Here is an 18,477-nt window from a genome sequence, read left to right on the forward strand (position 1 = left end):
GGACGTGTTACGTAGCAGAAACCGCCCGGCCGTCGACGAACATCCTCCTATCGTGCAGGACGTGCGTCGGGCCGGTTGACTCCGCGCCCGGTTGTCGACGGTTAGCATCGATTCTCTTGGCCACCCAGGTACAGGACCGGTAACCACGCCGACACATGCGCCGCGACGGTGACCGGCCCGCTGACCCGACGACGGAAACGGTGAGAGGTACGACGTGGCGGCGACCGATCCGGTCACGGGTGCCCGGCCGCGCGCAGCCCTGGAACCGTACCTGCGTCGGCAGCTGAACCGACCGGGTCGGCCCTGTGCCTTGTTTCTGTTCGACGTCGATTTCTTCAAGACCGTCAACGACGTCTACGGACACCTTCGGGGCGACCGGGTGCTACGGCAGTTGGCCGACCGGGTCCGCTCGCTGTGCCGGCCACAGGACACGTTGTTCCGCTACGGCGGGGACGAGTTCGTCGTGGTGCTGCCGGAGACCGACCGTGCCGAGGCGGTCCGGCTCGCGCTGCGGCTGACCGAGCAGATCCGGGCCACGGAGTTCCCCGGTGACCCGCCACTGCACCTGACGGTCAGCCTCGGCGTGTCGAGCGCGCCGCACGACGGCGACACCCCGGAACACCTGCTGGACCGGGCCGATCAGCGGAACTACCTGGCGAAGGGCCGGGGCCGCGACAGCGCGGTGGCCGACGACGTGGAGATCACCGAGCGGGCCGGGTCCCGGCTGTGGGAACGCGACGAACCGCTGCGCCGTACCCACGAGTTCCTGACCCGACTGCAGGTGACCGGACGTGGTGCGCTGCGGGTGTACGGCCAACGCGGCGCCGGGCACAGCCGGTTCCTCGCCGAGATCGTCCGGCTGGCCGGCCTGCGTGGCTTCGTCGTGGTCGAGGTGCCGACCGAGCCCGCGCCGCTGCCGTTGCCGGTGCTCGCCGACCAGGTGCTGCTGGTCGCCGATCTGGCGGCGGCCGGGCGGGTGCCGCAGCTGCTGCGGATCTGGTCGCGGCCCCGGCTGCTGCCGGCGGTGCTCGGGCTGGTGTGGGGCAGCACCGAGGCCGCGAGTGGCAGCCCCGGGTCGGTCCCGGGCGGTGCCCCGGCCACCCCGCTCCCGCTCGGGCCGACTCCGTCGGCCGGCGTCGACTCGGCGGTGGCCCGGTTGCCCGAGGTCGACCAGATCGAGCTCGCGCCGTGGTCGCCGACGACGCTGCGGATCTGGTTGCGGACCATGCTGCGCGGGGAACCCAGCCGTACCCTGGTGTCCTGGTTCGCCCGGCAGACCGGCGGTCTGCCGGCCGCCGCCGCGCGGGAGCTGGACCGGGTCCGGGCCCGTCGCGGACTGGTCGGCTCGGGCACCGGAGGCTGGACGCTGAGCCCGCAACTGCTGGGCCGGCCGGACCGCCGGGTGCGGCTGCCCACTCCGTTGACTCCGCTGCTGGGTCGCGACCGGGACGTCGCCCGGGTAGCCGGCCTGTTGGCCGAGGGCCGGTTGGTGACCCTGGTGGGGGCGGGCGGCATCGGCAAGACCCGGTTGTCGCTGTCGGTGGCCGCCGACGTGGCGACCCGGTTCGACGACGGGGTCTGCTTCGTCGCGCTGGCCGCCACCGGCACCGTCGACGAGGTGCTGACCGCCCTCGCCGCCGCGCTGGACGTGCCGGCCCGGCCCGACGTGTCGACCCTGGACACGCTGATCGACCAGCTGGCCGACGCCGAGGTGCTGCTGGTGCTGGACAACCTGGAGCAGGTGCTGACCGCCGCCCCGGCGCTGGCGGAGCTGCTGGTGGCGGCGGGACGGGTCCGGGTGCTGGCCACCAGCCGGGAGCCACTGGGTGTCTACGGCGAGCAGGTCTACCGGGTGGCGCCGCTGCCGGTGCCACCGGTGGCCGACCTGCCACAGGGGGCCGCCGCGGTGGCCGAGGCGGTGGCGGCACATCCGGCGATCGCGCTGTTCGACCGGCTCGCCCGGGCCGCCGACGCCGATTTCACCCTGACCGCCGGGTCGTTGCCGGCGGTGGTCGGGCTGTGTCAGCGGTTGGACGGGCTGCCGCTGGCGATCGAGCTGGCCGCGGCCCGGGCCGACCAGCTGAGTCCGGCCGCGCTGCTGGAGTGTCTCGGGCCGCACCTGGACGCGCTCGGCGCCGGCCCCCGGGACCGGCCGGCCCGCCAGCAGACGCTGCACGGCACGGTGGACTGGAGCTACCGGCTGCTGAGCCCGGTGCAGCAGGAGGTCTTCGTCGCGACCGCCGTCTTCGCCTGCGCCGCCAGCGTGCCCGCGATCGCCGCCGTGGTCGGTGCCGTGGCGACCCCCGAGGTGGTCGCCACCGAGCTGGCGGCACTGGTACGCAAGAGTCTGCTGGTGGCGGTCCCCGGTAGCGGCGGCACCCGCCGGTACACCATGCTCAACACCATCCAGGCCCGGGCGCGGCAGTTGGCCAGCGACCGGCAACGGGCCGGGCAGCTGTCCCGGCACCTGGCGTACTGTGCCGAGCTGGCCGACCGGGCCGGGGCCGGGATGGCCGGCGCCCAGCAGCGGCACTGGGCCGAGGAGCTGGACCGCGACTACCCGAACCTGCGGGCAGCGCTCGGGGTGGCGCTCGACGTCGGTGACCTGGCCACCGCCACCCGGCTCTGCCTCGGGCTGTGGCGCTACTGGCGCAACGGCAGTCAGATCCGCGACGGTCGCCAGTGGCTGGACCGGGTGCTCTCGGCACCGGCAGGGTTGGCGCCGACGCACCGACGGCAGCTGCTCTACCCGGCGGCGGTGCTCGCCGCCACCCAGGACGACACGGCGACCGCGACCCGGCTCGGCACCGACTGCCTCGCCCTGACTGAGCAGGCTGGCGACGCGGAGGGCACCGCGCAGGCCCGCAACATCCTCGGCGTGGCGGCGATGCTCGCCGGCCGGTACGCCGAGGCGGGCGACCACTTCCGCTACGGGCTGGAGGTCTGGCGGGAGCTGGGAGCGAAGTCGGGCATGGCGATAGCGTTGGGCAACCTCGCCAAGGTCTGCCTGCGGATCGGCGACGTCGCCGACGCCGACTGGCACATCAACCAGTGCCTGGCGTTGGAGCGGGAGGCCGGCAACAGCCGGGGGGTCCTGCTCGGCCTGACCTGTCGGGCGGAGATCCTGTTGGCCCGTCCGGATCCGGCCGGCGCGGCCGAGGTGGCCGGTGAGGCGCTGGACCTCGCCGGCGAGCTGGGTGACCTGTTCGGTGAGGCGGTCGCGCTGCACCAGTTGGGGATGTGCCGGCTCGCCGTCGCCGACCGGCCAGGCGCCCTGCGGTTGTTCGTCGCGGCCCTGGAACGCCGGTTCGAGCTCGGTGACCGGGCCGATCTGTCCACCTCGTTGGAGACGGTCGCCGACGTGATCGTCGACGACGACGCCGCGTTGGCGGTGCGGATCCTCGCGGCGGTCGACTCGCTGCGTCGCCGGCACGGTCTCGTCGCGCCGGTCGCGGTGCAGGCCCGGCGGGACGCCACCCTCGCCGCCGCCCGTACCGGCTGCGGCGAGTCGGTCTTCGCCGCCGCCTGGGACGCCGGTCTGACCACGCCGCTGGACCTGATCGTGGACCAGGCCCTGGACTGCGCCCCGGACGAACCACGGGATCTGGCGTCGGTGCTAGGGTCCCGAGGGTGATCGAAGCCGCCGTCCATCTCGCCGCCCAGCCCCGTCTCGACACCCTCGTCACCGAGCTGCACACCGAGTCGCTGCGGCTGCGGACCGACTACGCCGGGACCGCGTGGCTCGGCGACCGCCCGGCACCCGACAGCGGCCTGACCGGCCCCGACTACACCCGTCGGACGGTGGACGCGCAGCTGTTCCTGCCGGACACCCACTGGTACGACGTCGACGCCCTCGACGACGTGGAGTTCCAGGTGAGCGCCGGGCTGCTGCAGGTCGCGGCGACCGCCCGGCAGAGCCAGGGACTGGTGGGTGCGCTGGCCGAGCCGACGGTGGACTTCTTCGAGCACCCGCAGGGCGATCCGGGGGTCGGGATCTGTCTGCACCTGCGGGGCGAGATCTGGTCGAACCTGGGGGTGTCGTACCGGGTGACGGTGCTGTGCCGGCGCGAGGCGCTGCTGCGGGTCGGTCCCGGCGCCGACGACGACGGCGCTGTCGACGACGGCGACGAGGCTGCCTGACCGGGTCGTCGACTGACCGGGCCGTACCCTGGTCGGGTGACCGACACGGTGCTCGACCGGGTCAGCTGGACCCGTCGGCGCGACGCGCACGCCGCGCGCGTCGACCAGCTGGTGGGCGGGCATCTGGAGCGCCGCCGCCGGGGCGAGGCGCATCCGGTCGCCGACTTCCTGTTCACGTACTACGCGTACCGGCCGGCGCAGCTGCGTCGGTGGCACCCCGGCGCGGGTGTGCTGCTCGCCGGGGCCGATCCGGCGCAGTGGGGGCGTGACTACCGGGCGGTGCCGCTGACCGGCGGTACGGCGGTCACGGTGGACACCGCCGGGCTGCTGGCCCGTCGAGGCGAGCTGGTCGCCCGGGTACGGGATCTGCTGGTGCGTACCGCGGGTCGACCGGGGCACTTCGGGTGTTTCGGGCTGCACGAGTGGGCGATGGTCTACCGGCAGCCGGCCGCCGAGGTGCGTCACCATCGGTGGCCGCTGCGGATGAGCCCGGCCGACATCGCCGCGTTCGTCGACAGCCAGCGGATCCGGTGCAGCCACTTCGACGCGTACCGGTTCTTCACCCCGGCGGCCCGGCCGTTGAACCTGCTGGCCCCGCAGCGGTCCACCCAGGCCGACTTCGAGCAGCCCGGCTGTCTGCACGCCAACATGGATCTGTACAAGTACGCCTTCCAACTGAGCCCGTTGGTCGATGGTGAGCTGGTGGTGGACTGCTTCGAGCTGGCCCGCGACATCCGCGACCTGGACATGCGGGCCAGTCCGTACGACCTGCGGGAGCTGGGGTACCCGCCGGTGCGCATCGAGACGGCGCAGGGTCGCACCGCGTACGTCACCGCGCAGCGGGAGTTCGCCGCGCGGGCGGCGGTGCTGCGCCAGCGACTGGTGGAGCGGATCGCCCGATTCGTCGAGGTTGTTACCCCGACTCAGCAGAGCTGACAATTCCGGCTCTCCACCAATTTTCTTCGTCAATCGTGTCTGCTCGCTGACGCCTGCCCTGATTCAGTCAGATCCAATGGTTGACCGAACCTAGACGTTCAACTAATCTCAAGCACAGCAAGAAGCTAGAACGTCAGGTGGAAGTCAAGGAGCGGCCCAGCGAACGGCTTCCCGGGCCGACAAGGAGGTGCGCGATGTTGGCGGAACTGTCGACGACCTGGGATTCCACCCAGGACTACGACCTGGACATCGACGTGGACGGACTGGACCTCGGGCCACTGACCGTCACCGCGATGCGGGACTCGGTGGCACTGCCCGAGACCGGAGCGTCCTCGGCCGGCGACGGCGGCCGGGCCTCCTGCTCCTGCTGCTACGTCACCTGACCGGCGCGGCGTCACCCGTCGACGCCGCCCGCCCGACGACCCCGCGACCCTGCGGGGCGAACCCCAACCGAAAGGTGAATCACATGTCCGACGACATCATCGACGTCGAAGACCTCGAGCTCGACGAACTGTCCGTCAGCTCGATCCGCGACTCGGCCGCCCTGCCGGAGACCGGCGCCTCCTCCGGCTCGTCGAGCTGCAGCTCCAGCTCCTGCTGCGGCGCCAGCTCCTGCTGCTCGTCGTGCGCCGACGCCGAACTGCAGGCGAACTGACCCAGCCACCCGCCCACCACCGGGGCACCACCGGCAGTGTCAGGGATTGCCGGTAGCCCGGGTCCGGGCGAGTCACGCCAGTCACGCGGAGGGGGCGCACCGCGCCCCCTCCGCGCGTCGTATCCGAAGGAGTGCTCGTGGAAGTCTTCGCCCGTCTCGACACCGTCACCAAGACGTACGGCGCCGTGGTCGCACTCGACGCCGTCTCCGTCGTGGTGCCGGCCGGGGTCACCGCCGTGCTCGGCCCCAACGGTGCCGGCAAGTCGACAATGATCGAAATCCTGGCCGGCCTGCGCCGCCCCACCTCGGGCCGGGTCGAAGTGCTCGGCGCGAGCCCCGCCGACGTACCGGTCAAGGCCCGACTGGGGCTGACCCCGCAGCGGACCGCCCTGCCCTGGCGACTCACCGTCGCCGAGACCCTCGCCCTCGTAGCCGCCCACTACCCGCACCCGGTGCCCCGCGCGGAGCTGGTAGACCAGCTCGGACTCGGCCCGTTCCTGAGCAAGCGGTGCGGCACCCTCTCCGGCGGTCAGCGCCGCCGGGTCGCCCTGGCGACCGCCCTCGTCGGCCGTCCCGACCTGCTCTTCCTCGACGAACCGACCACCGGCCTCGACGCCGACAGCCGCGACGGACTGTGGTCGGCGATCGCCGCCGTCGCCGCCCAGGGCAGCGCGGTGCTGCTCACCACCCACGACATGGCCGAGGCCGAACACCTCGCCACGCGGGTCGTGGTCGTCGCCGGAGGGCAGATCGCCCGGACCGGTGCGGTCGACGACGTCGTCGCCGAGGTCGGGCTGCACCTGGTCGACGTCGAGGTTGCCGGCCCGCTGCCGCCGATCGCCGTCTCCGGCCCCGCCGACCGGGTGACCACCGTCGGCAACCGTACCCACATCTACACCGCCGACCCGGACGCCACCGTCCGGGCCCTGGTCCGCGCGGACGTGCCGTTCACCGGAATCCGGGTCGAGCGGGTCGGCCTGGAGGAGGCGATCCGCACGATCAGCCGGACGACCGACCCGGGCGCCGTGGCCCGGCCCGCGATCCGCGTTGCCGAAAAGGTGGCCTGACATGCGCTACGTCCTGCTGCACGCCCGGGCGCACGCCCTCGACACGCTGCGGATGCCCGCCTACTGGGCCCCGGCGTTGGGCTTCCCGCTGGTGTTCTTCCTGCTCTTCGGCCTGGTCAACGCCAACCGCTACGCCGGTCTCGGCCTGGGCAGTGAGTACGCCATCACCCCGTTCCTGCTCTACACCACCCTCAACGTCACCGTCGCCTCGCTGGCCGCAGGCGTCGCCGCCGACCGGGAGAACCCGTGGGAGCAGCGGCTCCGGCTGCTGCCGCTGTCACCGCTGACCCGGTTCGTCGGCCGGCTGGTCTACGTCCTCGGCTTCAACGTGATCAGCTGGATTCCGCTGCTGATCGTCGCCGCCGTCACCACCGACCTGCGGCTGCCCCTGGTGGCCTGGCCGGTCTGGCTCGGCGCGGTCGTCGTCGGCGCCATCCCGTTCGGCCTGCTCGGCATGGCGATCGGCTACCGCCTCGCCCCGCAGCCGGCGATGATGCTGGCGAACCTGCTGTTCATGCTGCTGGCCTTCTTCGGCGGCCTGTTCGTGCCGATCGACTACCTGCCGTCGGCGCTGCACGCCGTGGTGCCGTACGTGCCCACCTACCAGTACCAGTACTTCGTGCTGGCGCTGATCGACCGGGCCGACCACCTGATCGGACCGAGCTGGATCGCCTTCCTGCTGCTGGGCTGGACGGCGCTGTTCGCCCTGCTCGCCCGCGCCGCGTTCCGGCGCGACGAGGGGGTGCGGTACGGATGACCGGGATCGCCGTCGTCCCGGCCACCGCCGACCGGCGGCCGGCGATCGACACCACGCTGGCACCGTACGCGCTGGTCCGGCTGGCCGCCCTGCCGTATCCGGCGACCCCGGCCGCCACCCGGCGCTTCCGGGCCGCCCTGCGGCAGCTGGTCGACCTGCGGGCGCGGATCACCGAGCTGGCCCCGCCGCTGGCCGACGCGCTGTACGCCAGCGCCGACGCCCACCCGGCCGAGTTCCACCGTAGGGCGGTGCTGCCGCTGCGCCGCGACGTGCACAACGGGCGGTTGCCCCGGCCGGAACGGCTCGCCGCCCTCGGCGACCTGCTGGACCGGGTGCCGGACCTGACAGCCTGGCTGGCGATGATGCGCCAGGCCGCGCAGGTGCGGGCGGAGCTGGCCGAGCTGGCCACCGACGCGCTCGGCGCCGAACGCGCCGCGCTGGCCGAGGTCTGCGCCGCCGAACCGCTGCGCCGGGCGGTCACCCTCACCGGCGCCGACCTGCTGCGCGGCATCGACCGGGCGGCCGCCGCCGGTGCCCACCCGGACAGCCGGGCCCGCAAGTCGGAACCGAACGCGCTGCGGTACGCGTTGCGGGCCACCGCCAAGACCAGTCCACTGTCCTGGTTCACCTACGTGGGCTGGGGCAACTGGGTCGACCCGCCGACGGCGCCGCCGACACCGACGACGGACCCGACGTCGGCACCGACGGTGGCACCGACGGCGTCGGCCGATGCGGCCGTACCGGTCGACCCGGCGGCGGTCGCCGACCCGCCGGTGGCCGTGGCCCAGGCCAACCGGACCCTGCTGGCCCGCCTGCTCGCCGCGGTGCTGGCCGAACCGGCCCTGCGCGACACCGTGCCGCACCGGCTCGCCGCCGCGATCACCATCACGGGTGACCAGCTGACGTTCCGCCGGGACCGCCCGGTGCAGGGCGTCGACCGGATCATCTCGGTGCTGGAGGAAGAGGTCTCGCTGGCCTGCACCGGACCGCTGCGGCTGCTGATCGACCGGACCCGGGCCGCCGGCCCGGCCGGGGTCACCCCGGGTGACCTGGTCGCCGAGCTGGCCCGGCGACTGCCCGGCGGCCCGCAGCGTACCGCCGCCGCCGCGACCCGCTACGTCGGACAGGTCCTCGACGCCGGGCTGCTGCTGGCCGTCGAACCTGTCGACCCGCAGGACCCGCAGGCGCTGCGGCACATCGCCGACTGGCTCGGCCGGCACGGCCGGCCCGACCTGGCCGCGCTGCTCGCCGACATCGACGCGCGGACCGAACGGTTCGGCACCGTCACGGCCGGCGAGCGGGCCGCCGCGCTGGCGTCGCTGCGCGACGCCTGGCGCAGCGCCTACGAGGCGGTCGGACTGTCCTGGTTCGACGCACCGGTGCTGGCCGAGGACGTGGCGGTGCGCACACCGCTGCGGCTGGGCCGGGCCCACGGCCGGGCCGCCGCCGACGCGCTGCCCGCGCTGGCCGGGCTGGTCGAGCTGTTCGACCAGTACCTGCCGCTGCGTCGGCTGGTCCGGGACCGCTTCGTCGCCCGGTACGGCGTCGGCGGGCGGTGCCCGCGCGCCGCCGACTTCTCCACCGAGATGAGCCAGGTGTGGCGGGCGTACAACCTGGTCACCCCCTCCGGGGTGATCAGCCCGGCGGCGGAGTTCGCCGACCTGGTCACCCCGCAACTGCGGGAACTGGCCGAGGCACGGGCCGGGCTGCTGGCCCGGCTGCGGGCGGCGGCACCGGCCGACGCGGCCGAGTTCACCCTGCCGGACGGGATCGTCCGGGACGCGGCGGCGGCCCTGCCCGCCTGGGTCACCGCCCGCCCCGCCTCGTACGCCTACTTCGTCCAGCCGGCCCGCACCGCGCGGGCCGACCTGCTGGTGCTCAACCACGTGTACGCCGGTTGGGGCCGGTTCACCAGCCGGTTCCTCGACCTGCTGGCGCCACAGGCGAAGGCGCAGGTGGCGGCGCAGATCCGGGCGACCCTCGGCCCGCGCGCCCAGGTGGCACAGTTCCGCCCGGTCACCGGGTTCAACGCCAACCTGCATCCGCTGCTGGTCGACCACGAGGTGGGCGAGGACGGCCGCTGGGCCGACCTGCTCGCCGACCGGGTCGGGCTGCGCCACGACCCGGTGACCGACCAGGTACGGCTGGTCCGCGACGACACCGGCGCCGACCTGGACGTGCTCTACCTCGGGTTCCTCGTCCCGTTCGTGATGCCGGACCGGACCGTACCGCTGCATTTCGACCTCAGCAGCGGCCTGGTCGGACCGGGCCTGCTCGCCCCGACCGGCGAGGTGGCCGGTGCCCGGCACCGGACCCGGCTGCGCTACCGCGACCTGGTGCTCAGCCGGCGTTCCTGGACGCTGCCGACCGAGGCCGCGCAGCGGCTACGGGACGACCTGGAGGCCGACGGCGACGTGCCGTTCGACGCGGTCGGCACCTGGCGGGCCCGCCTCGGCCTGCCCGCCGAGGTGTTCGTCGCCGCCGCCGGGGTGGACGTGCGCGGCGGCCCGGACGACTACCAGCGCTACCTGTCGCTGCCCAAACCGCAGTACGTCGACCTCGACAACGCGCTGCACCTGCGGAACCTGCCCCGGCTGCTGGCCCGTCACGACGGGCCGGTGCGGTTCGAGGAGGCCCTGCCGGTGCCCGGCGTCGGCAACCCGCAGGGGCGGGTCGTCGAGCTGGTCGCCGAGACCTACCGGAAGGGGTGGGGCGGCCATGACTGACGCCCTCGACATCGTCACCTACTACCATTCGCCGACCAAGCTGCCGCTGCTGCGCGCGGCGGTGCTGCCGGCCGCCCGCTGGGCCGCCGGGCAGGGGTTCGCCGTACACCTGGAACGGCACTGGCGGCACGGACCGCACCTGCGGATCCGGCTGGCCGCCACCGACCCGGCCGGCGCGGCGGAGCTGGCCGTGGTCGCGACCGCGGTCGCCGGCCGGCTGCGCCGCCACCTCGCCGAGCAGCCCAGCACCGAGCAGATCAGCGTCGCCGAGCTGCTCGCCCAGGCCGAACAGGCCGGCCGGATCGAGCTGGTGCCGCCGCCGTACGCGCCGATCCACCCGGACAACACCGTCCGCGTCGAACCGGTCGACGACCGCGCGTTGGCGACCCTGTTCGGCTCCGCCGAGGCGGTCGAGTGCCGGGCCGAGCTGCTGCGCCTGGGGGTGCCGGCGGTCGCTGCCGCCGCCGACCGGTTGGCCACCGCCGGTGACAGCGCCGCCGCCCGGGTACGGACCTGCGTGACCGCGATGGCGCTGCACGCCGGCCGCTACCCGCTCGGGCTCGGCAGCGGCCACCAGTCGTTCCTGTCGCATCTGGAGGAGTTCCTCGTCCACCACGACCCGGACGGTCGGGTACGGGCCGCGTTCGACCGGCAGTGGCAGCGGTCCGCCGACCCGGTGACCGCCCTGGTCGCCCGGCTGGCGACCCCGACGGACGCGCCGGGGTCGGGGCTGGACCCGGCGGAACGGGAGTGGGAACAGTGGACGGTGCGGGCCGCCGAGGTGAGCGGGGCCGCGTACGCCCGGGGTGAACTGCCTCGGGTGCCAGGGGAGCGCTACCTGGAGCGGGCCGAGCAGATCGGCGACCCGGACACGGTACGCCGCTGGCACTCGGAGCGCACCGAGTACAGCGAGTACCACCAGCTGCTGCGGCAGGTCGACTTCGACCGGGTCCCGTACGAGCGGGAGTTCGTCACCTACCGCTTCGCCACCAACGTGCTCTACCTGCTGCTGGGTCTGCTGGACGTGCAGCCGACCGAGCGCTACCTGGCCGCCTACCTGCTCAGCCGGGCGGCCGAACGGATCACCGGAATCACCTGGCAGGAACGGATCACCGGTTACCTGACCAGGTTGGCCGCGACGGCACAGGAGGTGGCGTGATGAGCCCGCAGCCATTGACCACGGCCGCGGAGGTCGGGGCAGCCGACGACCCGCAGCCGACAGCGGGGACCGTCGTGCGACTGCGACCGGTGGTGTTCGCCACTCCGACCGGCACCGGGGTGCACGTACGGGGCTGGTCGTCGAGCTTCACCGTCAGCGGTGGCACCGGGGTGTGGACGGTGTGGCAGCTGCTCGCCCGGCAGCTGGCCGGCGGGCTGTCACCGCAGCGGCTGGCCCGACCGGTCGGCCGACCTGAGGTGGACCGGGCCGTCCGGCTGCTGCTGGAGCAGCTGCGCGAACACGACATGCTGGTCGAGGTGCCGGCCGGCTGGGGCGACCGGGACGAACCCGGGCTGCCGCCGGCCGACCTGGCCCGCTGGCTGGAGTCGGTGGCCGCCGACCCGGCGGCGGCCTGGGACCGGCTGCGGTCGACCACGGTCACCGTGGCCGGCACCGGCCCGGTGGCGGCGGCCGCGACCCGGACGTTGACCGGCACCGGCCTGACCGTCGACGCGCCCGGCGGCACCGGCCCGGACACCGTCGTGCTCGCCGGCGACGCGGCGGTCGCGGCCCGCTGCCTGGCCGAGACCGGGTACGTGACCCCGGTCGCCGCGCCGGGCGAGGTGAGCGCGCACAGCGCGGCGATCGCCACCCGGCTGACCCGCGACACCGACGGCGGGCCGGCCACCGCCGAGCCGGCCGCCGTTGATCGGCCGGCCGCCGCCGGCCGGGTGGCTCCGGCGCTGGCCGCGCTGGTCGGTGCCGCCGCCGCGCACCGGATCGTCTGCGCCGTCGCCGGGCTGCCGGACCCGGCCGAGGAGGCCGCCACCCTGCCCGGTGGGGAACCCGCCGCACCCGGCCCGCACTACCCGGCCGCGCTGGTCGCCCGGCTCGACCCGGTCCGGGCCACGTACCACCCGTGGTTGCCGGCGGCCCGTGCCCCGCTGCCCGGCGCCCCGGCCGACATCGACGCGGTCGGCCTGCGCCTGGCGGCGCTGGGCGACCCGGTGCTCGGCCCGGTACCGGCGGCCCTGCCCGGCGACCTGCCGCAGCTGCCGGCGATGCTGGCGCTGGCCGGCCCGGCGCTCGGTGTCGCCGCCACCGCCGACGCCGCCCGCATCGACGCCACCCTGCGCTACGTCGAGACCCACCTGGGCCTCACCGGGGCACCACCCGCCGTCGACCAGGCGACGCCGCCGACGCCGGCTCTGACGCCGACGCCGGCTCTGACGCCGACGCCGGCTCTGACGGCGACGCGGTCGGTGACGGCGGCCGCGGTCGGCGTGGACACGCGGCACGCCACCGGGGTCGCGTTGCGCCGGCTGGTCCACGCCGTCGGCCACCACCTCGACGCCGTCGAGGTGGCCGAGGCCGAGTGGGCCACCGCACCGGCCGCCCGACGCTGGTGGAAGGCGCTGACCCGGCGGTTCGGCGTACCGGCGCGGGTGGTGGCCCACCGACTGCCCGCCGGCGCGGTGCACGCCGAGATCGTCACCGACGACGGGCCGCTGGCCTGGGCGGTGGAGGCCGACGCCGCCGACGCGGTGGCGCTGGCGGCGCTCGCCGCGACCGGGGTCGCTCAGGCCCGGGCCGCCGGCGTCGAGGTGCCGACCGGCCCGGTGAGCCTGGCCGGCGCGGCACCGACCTGGCTGCCCGGCGACCCGCAGCTGGCACCGTGGACCGACGACACCTGGTACTGGCCGGCCGGGGTGATCGACCACGAGGAACGGCTGCAGCAGGCGCTGCGGGCAGCGCTGACCACCGGCGGCGCCACCCTGACGGGGCGGCCGGTGGTGCCGGACACCGCCGACACCGATCCCGCCGACGAGGACACCCACACGGTCGTCCACGCGCTGGCCGTCACCGGTTTCGTGGCGCGGAGCTTCCGGTGGACCGCCGCCGTGTCCGACGACACCACCGCGGGCCCCACCGCCACCCCGAGCCGAGGAGCCTGAACCATGTCGACCCGTACCGTTGCCACCCCGGTCACCGCGCTGGCGGAGGCCCTGCGCCTCGCCGGTCACCCGGCACCCGTGCGCGACGCGGCCACGGCCTGCGACATCGAGGCCGGTGCGACCATGGTCGTCCTGCTCGACGACTGGACCCCCGCGCTGGCCGCGCGGCTCAGCGACCAGGCCTGGCGGCACGCCGCGACCGTCGTACCGGTCCGCCTCGACGGCGGCCTGGTGCTGGTCGGTCCGGTGCTGCGCCCGACGGCGAGCGTCTGCCTGGCCTGCGCCGAGGCGGCCCGGCTGCGGGTGTTCGGGCCGGGGGTGCCCCGCCGCAACCCGGGGCTGCGGCTGGGCGGCACCGTCCCACCGAGCCTGCTGCCGGTGGTGGCCGGCACCGTCGCCGACGCGCTGACCGAGCCGGACCGGTTCGACGCGACCGTGGTGGCGATCCGCACCGACCACGCCACCGTCAGCAGCCACCGGGTCCGGCCCCGCCGGCAGGGCTGCCGGGTCTGCCGGCCGGTGCCGCTGGACACCCCGGACGGCGCCGAAGTGGCCCTCACCGCCACCCCGACCGGTGACCCCTACTCGCTGCGCGGCGACAACCCGCGCACCACCCGGGAAGCGTTGCGCGCCGAACTGTTCGACTGGCGGCACGGGCCCGTCGCCCACATGATCCGCACCGAGCGGTCACCGATGGCGTTGAGCACCAGCGAACTCGCCAGCGACACCCCGGTCCGGGAAGCCGGCTACGGCCGGGCCCGCAGCTTCGCCGAATCCGAGCGGGTCGCCCTGTTCGAAGCCGTCGAACGGGCCACCGGGATGCGGCCGTACCGGCGGCGTACCGCCGTCGAAGCGGCCTTCGCCGACCTCGGCCCGGACCGGGCGGTCGACCCGGTCCGGCTCGGGTTGCACGACCCGGCGCACCACGACCACCCGGCGTTCCGGATGGTGCCCTACACCCCGCAGACCCGGACCCGCTGGGTGTACGGCTGGTCGCTGGGTCGCCGCCGACCGGTGCTGGTGCCGGAGCACGTCGCCTACTGGGGCCTGCACCGCGGCGCCGGAGCCCGGTTCCTCTACGAAAGCTCCAACGGCTGCGGCCTGGGCAACAGCGCCGTCGAGGCGGCCCTGTACGGCATGTACGAGGTCGCCGAACGCGACGCGTTCCTGATGGCCTGGTACGCGCGGACCCCGCTGCGCCCGGTCGCCGTCCCCGACGACGACCCGGTGCTGCCGCACCTGGTGGACCGGCTCGACACGATCGGCTACGACCTGCTGTTCTTCGACGCCACCAACGATCTCGAGGTGCCGACGGTGCTGGCCCTGGTGCTGCACCGTGACCCGACCAGCGGCGCGCCGCAGGCGTTCTTCGCCGCCGGTGCCCACCCGGACCCCCGGGCGGCGCTGCGGTCGGCGGCGGCCGAGGCGGTGGTCGACGTGTTCAGCCTGCCCGAGGTGGCCCGCAACAAGCCCGGCCACCTCGACCCTGGCCGGCTACAGGCGATGTTCGACGATTCCCGGCTGGTCACCGGCCTGGAGGAACACGTCGCGGTGAACACCTTGCCGCAGGCCCGGCAGCGGTACGAGTTCCTGCTCACCGGTGAGCAGCCGGCCCACTGGCGGGACGTGTGGCCGGGCCGCCCGGCCCCGGTCACCGACCTGGCGGCGCTGCTCGGCGAGACCGTCGACCGCTGGGCCGCGCGCGGCCTGGAGACGATCGTGGTCGACCAGACCGATCCGTCGACCCGCGACCGGCTGGGGCTGCACTCGGCGAAGGTGATCGTCCCCGGCACGTTGCCGATGACGTTCGGCCACGTACACCACCGCACCCGTGGTCTGGACCGGCTGTTGCGGGTCCCGGCCGAGCTGGGCCGGCTGCCGGCACCGCTGCGCTACGCCGATCTGCCCCTGTACCCGCACCCGTTCCCGTGAGGTCGCCATGTCGTCCCGTCAGCTCGTCGAAGTGCTCGCCGACGTCTACGCGCACGGACCCGGCAAGGACGTCCGGCCCGGCCCGGCACCGCCGTACCGCGCCCCGGCCGCGCCCGGCGGCGTCGCGCTGACCGCGCTGGCCGCCGCCGGCGAGGTCGGCGACCGACTGGTCAAGGTGCTGACCGCCGCGTTGGCGCCGCGCCGCTACGAGCCGTGGAACGGGTTCAACGAGCATCGTGCGTACCCGTCGCCACGGGCGGCGTACCTGGTCGACGTGGCGGTGCGGTGCGGTGCCGCCGACTGGCTGGTCGACCCGGTCCGGGGGTGGCTGCACCCGGTGCGGCCCAGTTCGGTGCCGTCGGCGGTGCCGGCCGGGTCGGCTGGGCCGACGTCGCTGGCGGTGCCGACCGGGTTGGTGCTGCTGGAACGCCCCGGCCGGCTACCGGCCGGCTACGGCCGGCTCGCCGACGCGTTGGCCGCGCTGGAGGCCGGGCACGTCGCCGGGGCACTGGTCGAGGCGGCCGCCGGGCACGGGCTGCAGGTCACCGTACGGACGCAGGGCCGGCAGCTGACCGTCGAGCTCGGGCCGACGAGCGCCGCCGCCGGGCCGCGGCCCCGGCTCCGGGCGGTACGCAGCTCCGGGCTGAGCCCACGCGGGCTCGGCGCGGACCCGAGACCGCTGCCGGCGGCGGTGTTCGACCGGCTGGTCGCCGCCGCGTACCGGCCGCCGACCGGGTCCCCGGCCGCCTGGCCGGGCCTGCGGCACACCGTCGCCGTCGGCAACGTCACCGACCGACCGGCCGGCTGGTACGACCTGCCGCCTCCGGCGGGCACGCCGGAGGCGTCCGCAGCCGGAGCAGCCACATCGGCGGCATCGCCACCGGTGGCGCCGCCACCGGTGGCGCCGACCCGGGCGGGTGACGCGATCGGGCAGGTGCAGCAGGCGTACACCTATCCGCGTACCGAGGTCGACGTCGCCGGCATGCCGCTGGCCTGGCTGGTCAGCGCGGACGTCGGCGCGGTGGTCCGGGCCGACGGCCCGGCCGGCTACCGGCGGCTGCTGCACACCGTCGGCGCCCTGGCCCAGCACGTCGGCACCGCAGCGGCCGAGGCGGGGCTGTTCTGCCGCCCGGTCCGCGCGGTCCGTGAGGCCGCCGCCGAGGCCGCCGCCGCGCTGCCCGCCGGGCACGACCTGATCTACCTGTTGTTGATCGGCCGGTCGCGGGTGCGTGACTTCGCCTACGACCTGAGCGACCCGGAGGTGCCGCTGTGACCGCTGCGACCATGACCGCCACCGTCCGCCGTACCTGGGTGGGACTGCACTGTTTCGTCTACTGGTCACCGGCCGACCTGGACACCTTCCTGTCGGCGACGGTGGCGCCGCTGCTGGACCGGTTGCGCGCCGACGGTGGAATCGCCGACTGGTTCTACATCCGCTACTGGGAGGGCGGTCCGCATCTGCGGATCCGGATCCGGGATCCGTTGCCAGGCGTCGGCGAGCAGCTGCGCGAGCAGCTGTCGGCGCTGGTCGCGCAGGCACCGTACGAGGTGTTCGCGCTCGACGGGGACAGCTACTACCAGCGGCTCGGCGGCGACGCCGCCCGGTCCGCCGCCGGCTGGCACGCCCACGGCGAGGTCCGCGAGATCGCCTACCAGCCGGAGACCGCCCGGTACGGCGGCCCACCGGCGGTGCCGGTCGCCGAGGACGTCTTCTGCCGGTCCAGCCAGGTGACCGCCCGGATCGTCGGCGCGGTGCCGCCCGGCCCGGCCCGGCTGTCGGTCGCGGCCGAACTGGCCACCGCCACCGCCGCCGCGCTGGGCCTCGACGAGCTGGGCGCGGCCCGCTGGCTGCGCGGTCACGCCGCCGGTTGGCGGTGGCAGAACGAGGTGGCGATGCTGCCGGCCGCCGCCGTCCAGGGCCAGGCCGCCCGGGTGCTCGCCAGCCAGGGCCGGGCGTTGCGCCGCCGCTGGGACCGCACCGTCGCCCTGGTGGGCGGCGAACCGGACCGGTCGCCGGCGGCGTACTGGGCACAGGTGGTCCGGTCGGCGCGCCGGGAGCTGGAAGGGGCGGCCGCCGACGGACCGGCCGACCAGCGGTGGCGCTGGGTGTGGGGCTCCCAGCTGCACATGTTGTTCAACCGGCTGGGCATCCTGCCCGACGAGGAGCGCTCGGTGTGCTGGCTGGTGGCCGGTACGGCGTTGGCCCCGGCCGGGCCGGTGGACTTCTTCGCCGACGGCGCGGCGGCGGCCGACCGCCGCTATCAGGAGGCCAGCAAGTTCCTGCCGGGGCTGTTGCAGACGCAGAGGCCGCGTGAGTCCGCCACGGAACGGAGCGGGACCCCGTTCCGGTTCGGCGGTCGGCCGGTTCCTCTGCCCGCCGGGGACCCGCCGCGTGCCGCACTCGCAGACGTGCTGCGCCGGCGGGTCTCCGGTCGGGGGCGGCTGACCGGCCCGGTCGACGCCGCCGACCTGGGGGCTCTGGTGTGGAGCGCGCACGGGGTCACCCACCGGACGCAGGTGCCGCTGCCCAGCGGGGACCGCTACGACTACGCCCACCGCCCGTACCCGAGCGCCGGCGGCACGTACGTGGCCCGGATGCGACTGATCGCCCGCGACGTCGCCGGCATCGGCGCCGGCGTCTACCACGTCGACGACACCGACCGGCAGCTGTGGCGGCTCGGACCGGCACCGACGGTGCCGGAGCTGACGGCGTCGTCGATGTGGTTCGGCGCCGACGCCCTCGACGTCGGTGGGATCGACCTGGCCGAGGTGCCGGCCCTGCTCGGGCTCTACGTGCAGGTCGGCGAGCTGCGGGACCGGTACGGCATGCGGGCGCTGCGGTTCGCCGTGGCCGAGGCCGGCCACCTGGCGCAGACCCTGGCGATGGTGGCGGCGGCGTCCGGGTTGGCGCTCGGCATGATCGGCGGCTTCTACGACGACGTCGCCCACGAGCTGCTCGGCCTGGACGGCATCGACGACGTGCTGGTCTACCTGCTGCCGGTGGGGCGCTTCCCGGCGGGTGCGGCGTGACCGCCACCGCGCGACGGAGCGCTGGCGACGGAGCCTCCGACCGGTGGGGCGATGGCGATGGAGCCCGCTGGCGGGGCAATGGCGAAGCCCCCGACCGTCAGGGAACGTCGGGGGCCGACT

At 75.0% G+C, this 18,477-nt stretch carries 13 protein-coding genes; all 13 read left to right on the forward strand.

The genetic code is table 11. From position 1 onward, the window contains the following. Window positions 1-214: 214 nt before the first annotated feature. The gene (locus O7623_RS29185; protein WP_282226139.1) at window positions 215-3,634 is read left to right on the forward strand and encodes a diguanylate cyclase; all 3,420 of its coding nucleotides are present in this window, start codon (window positions 215-217) and stop codon (window positions 3,632-3,634) included. Continuing rightward, window positions 3,631-4,140 (forward strand): hypothetical protein, encoded by a 510-nt coding sequence (locus O7623_RS29190; protein ID WP_282226140.1) that lies wholly within the window; start codon window positions 3,631-3,633, stop codon window positions 4,138-4,140. Before O7623_RS29185 ends, O7623_RS29190 begins: the two co-directional genes overlap by 4 nt. Before the next feature lie 36 nt (window positions 4,141-4,176). After that, window positions 4,177-5,076 carry a 3-methyladenine DNA glycosylase gene (locus O7623_RS29195; RefSeq protein ID WP_282226141.1) on the forward strand — a complete coding sequence of 300 codons (900 nt, stop codon included), beginning with the start codon at window positions 4,177-4,179 and terminating at the stop codon, window positions 5,074-5,076. 194 nt (window positions 5,077-5,270) lie between these two features. Beyond that, entirely contained in the window at window positions 5,271-5,459 is a 189-nt protein-coding gene (locus O7623_RS29200; protein ID WP_282226142.1) for a thiazolylpeptide-type bacteriocin, read from the forward strand. An 83-nt stretch (window positions 5,460-5,542) separates the two neighbouring features. Beyond that, the gene (locus tag O7623_RS29205) at window positions 5,543-5,731 is read left to right on the forward strand and encodes a thiazolylpeptide-type bacteriocin (RefSeq protein WP_282226143.1); all 189 of its coding nucleotides are present in this window, start codon (window positions 5,543-5,545) and stop codon (window positions 5,729-5,731) included. A 137-nt stretch (window positions 5,732-5,868) separates the two neighbouring features. Beyond that, a complete protein-coding gene (locus O7623_RS29210; protein ID WP_282226144.1) occupies window positions 5,869-6,798 on the forward strand; it encodes an ABC transporter ATP-binding protein in 930 nt (309 codons plus the stop codon). Between the two features lies 1 nt (window position 6,799). After that, window positions 6,800-7,555, forward strand: a complete 756-nt coding sequence (locus tag O7623_RS29215) for an ABC transporter permease (RefSeq protein WP_282226145.1) — start codon at window positions 6,800-6,802, stop codon at window positions 7,553-7,555. Beyond that, window positions 7,552-10,281, forward strand: a complete 2,730-nt coding sequence (locus tag O7623_RS29220) for a lantibiotic dehydratase (RefSeq protein ID WP_282226146.1) — start codon at window positions 7,552-7,554, stop codon at window positions 10,279-10,281. The genes O7623_RS29215 and O7623_RS29220 overlap by 4 nt, the downstream gene beginning before the upstream one ends. Then, window positions 10,274-11,440 (forward strand): lantibiotic dehydratase C-terminal domain-containing protein, encoded by a 1,167-nt coding sequence (locus O7623_RS29225; RefSeq protein WP_282226147.1) that lies wholly within the window; start codon window positions 10,274-10,276, stop codon window positions 11,438-11,440. The genes O7623_RS29220 and O7623_RS29225 overlap by 8 nt, the downstream gene beginning before the upstream one ends. Further along, window positions 11,440-13,395, forward strand: coding sequence for a hypothetical protein (locus tag O7623_RS29230; RefSeq protein WP_282226148.1), 1,956 nt, complete (start codon window positions 11,440-11,442; stop codon window positions 13,393-13,395). The genes O7623_RS29225 and O7623_RS29230 overlap by 1 nt, the downstream gene beginning before the upstream one ends. 3 nt (window positions 13,396-13,398) lie before the next feature. Beyond that, entirely contained in the window at window positions 13,399-15,327 is a 1,929-nt protein-coding gene (locus O7623_RS29235) for a TOMM precursor leader peptide-binding protein (protein WP_282226149.1), read from the forward strand. A 7-nt stretch (window positions 15,328-15,334) separates the two neighbouring features. Beyond that, complete coding sequence (locus O7623_RS29240; RefSeq protein ID WP_282226150.1) at window positions 15,335-16,600, forward strand: hypothetical protein; 1,266 nt, start codon at window positions 15,335-15,337, stop codon at window positions 16,598-16,600. After that, on the forward strand, window positions 16,597-18,357 hold the full coding sequence (locus tag O7623_RS29245; RefSeq protein ID WP_282226151.1) for a thiopeptide-type bacteriocin biosynthesis protein: 1,761 nt from the start codon (window positions 16,597-16,599) through the stop codon (window positions 18,355-18,357). The genes O7623_RS29240 and O7623_RS29245 overlap by 4 nt, the downstream gene beginning before the upstream one ends. Window positions 18,358-18,477: the final 120 nt, after the last annotated feature.

The organism is Solwaraspora sp. WMMD791 (assembly GCF_029581195.1).
GTDB lineage: Bacteria > Actinomycetota > Actinomycetes > Mycobacteriales > Micromonosporaceae > Micromonospora_E.

Bases quoted from the DNA above. Each gene is read 5' to 3' on its own strand.
- O7623_RS29215 (WP_282226145.1), top strand. From the start codon at position 6,800: ATGCGCTACGTCCTGCTGCACGCCCGGGCGCACGCCCTCGACACGCTG.
- O7623_RS29200 (WP_282226142.1), top strand. From the start codon at position 5,271: ATGTTGGCGGAACTGTCGACGACCTGGGATTCCACCCAGGACTACGAC.
- O7623_RS29230 (WP_282226148.1), top strand. From the start codon at position 11,440: ATGAGCCCGCAGCCATTGACCACGGCCGCGGAGGTCGGGGCAGCCGAC.
- O7623_RS29205 (WP_282226143.1), top strand. From the start codon at position 5,543: ATGTCCGACGACATCATCGACGTCGAAGACCTCGAGCTCGACGAACTG.
- O7623_RS29220 (WP_282226146.1), top strand. From the start codon at position 7,552: ATGACCGGGATCGCCGTCGTCCCGGCCACCGCCGACCGGCGGCCGGCG.
- O7623_RS29240 (WP_282226150.1), top strand. From the start codon at position 15,335: ATGTCGTCCCGTCAGCTCGTCGAAGTGCTCGCCGACGTCTACGCGCAC.
- O7623_RS29235 (WP_282226149.1), top strand. From the start codon at position 13,399: ATGTCGACCCGTACCGTTGCCACCCCGGTCACCGCGCTGGCGGAGGCC.
- O7623_RS29225 (WP_282226147.1), top strand. From the start codon at position 10,274: ATGACTGACGCCCTCGACATCGTCACCTACTACCATTCGCCGACCAAG.